The 1,719-nt window shown below is 40.7% G+C and carries 2 protein-coding genes; both read left to right on the top strand.

The annotated features are described in order from the left end of the window. Positions 1 to 385: 385 nt before the first annotated feature. Positions 386 to 895 (top strand): hypothetical protein, encoded by a 510-nt coding sequence (locus ACHUFZ_RS21175; RefSeq protein ID WP_139124740.1) that lies wholly within the window; start codon positions 386 to 388, stop codon positions 893 to 895. Positions 896 to 1,049: 154 nt separating this feature from the next. Continuing rightward, positions 1,050 to 1,646 carry a class I SAM-dependent methyltransferase gene (locus ACHUFZ_RS21180; RefSeq protein WP_394128706.1) on the top strand — a complete coding sequence of 199 codons (597 nt, stop codon included), beginning with the start codon at positions 1,050 to 1,052 and terminating at the stop codon, positions 1,644 to 1,646. Positions 1,647 to 1,719 lie beyond the last annotated feature (73 nt).

A 1,719-nucleotide genomic window follows, 5' to 3' on the forward strand; every position in this document is an offset into this window, starting at 1 on the left:
TTAGCCAATTAGCATTTCGGCTTGGCAGTTGTCTCGGCAATTCAGCATTGTTTTGCGCTTTGGTTGGAAAGAAAGGGTACTTGTTGAAACGAAGTCGGGTTGCCTCATTGGGCAGGGAAGTGGAATTACAGGTTTTGGGTTAATCGCCTTTGGTGGCCAAGTTGGTTCTTACCTTGTGGTTTGCTTCAGAAAACTAGTTAGAAATCGCAGTTCTTTCTCAATTAAATCATGTGTTTGTGGTAAAACATAACAAACAATTCAACAGTGATTCGCAACGCTTGGCGTTTTCACTTCGGGTTGAGTTTAGTGTTTACGGCGCAGTGGTTAAGTTCAGTGTTTGCGCTGCTCACACGTTAATTGGGCGTTATAAATATGAGGAGTTTCGGTGGAAAATTTCGAGCAAATCCTAGTCGGTATAGTTAGCTCAATTTCAACATTATCATTGCTTGGAGTTGTTGCCTTTTTGATGCGTTCATGGTTGTTGGCAAGGTTAAAAGCATCGATAAAACATGAATATGACTTGAAAAAATTGGAAATTGAGCACGAAAGAGAGATAAGACTCAAAGGTGAAATCGTAGCGGAGTTACTTGCCGAGTGGATAAGAAAAGGCGGTAATTTAGACTACCACCAACTTAATAAACTTTCTTTTCAAGCATTTGTTTGGTTGCCAAGAGAATTAGCAGAGGAATTATCAAATTCGCTTTCTCATCAAAATGATCGCAAAGACTTGAGGGTTTTGATCAAAAATATTAGAACTTATCTGCAAGGTGAAGATGACGGTTTTAGTGCTAAAGACGTAATCGTGTTTGACGAACCTGATCCACAAACTTATGGCTCTCCGACTACTAGTTGGGTTACATCCTATGCAAACACAAAGCCTAAGCCTTGGAGGTAAATATTTATAACAATCTGTTTAAGAGTGATTCGCAACGCTTGGCATTTTTACTATGCGTTGCGTTTAGTGTTTAAGGTGGTATGCGGCAACATCGGCATTGCGTTGCTCACACCTTAACAGGGCGTTATGTACTTTTACGGAAAATCAGAAACTTATGGATGAAAATGCTGAAATTTGGCGTCAGTACTACGAAAAGGCACTATCTCGCCCACATTCAAAACGTACTGAATTTGCTGTCAGACTCAATGAATCAAACCTCAAAGTAGCCACTGACTGTGGTTGTGGAACCGGCAGTGATATCGAATACCTCGAACAACAGGGTTATCAAGTTCATGGCTTCGATATTAATCCTGATTCAGTCGCTATTTGTAAAGATAGGTTTGGGTCAAAGTCATTAGTGGATATTTCAGCGTCCTCGTTTGAGTCGTTCGACTATCCAAAATCTGGTGTAGTTATCGCAAACTCCAGTTTGTTCTTCGCTGACCCAAACCAATTTGCATCGACTTGGAGCAACATCAGATCTTCAATTGAAATCGGTGGGGTGTTTGCTGGTGACTTCATGGGTTTCAAAGACAGCTGGGCTAACAACTATCGTAGTCCTACAACATCGTTGTCGGAATCAGAAGTAAAGGCTCTGTTCTCGGGTTTTGAAATAGTCAGGTTCTTTGAACGTGATGAAACAGCGAAAACTTCATTGGGTAGAATGAAGCATTGGCATACATATTCCGTGGTCGCAGTGAAACGTACATAACAAGCAATTTAAGAGGGATTCACAACGCTTGGCATTTTTGCTTCTACTTCAAATTTAGTGTTTATGGCACAAT

It is taken from the genome of Vibrio hepatarius, from assembly GCF_043642085.1.
GTDB classification, from domain to species: domain Bacteria; phylum Pseudomonadota; class Gammaproteobacteria; order Enterobacterales; family Vibrionaceae; genus Vibrio; species Vibrio hepatarius_C.

Coding starts and splice junctions, on each gene's coding strand:
- ACHUFZ_RS21180 (WP_394128706.1), top strand. CDS start 1,050: ATGGATGAAAATGCTGAAATTTGGCGTCAGTACTACGAAAAGGCACTA.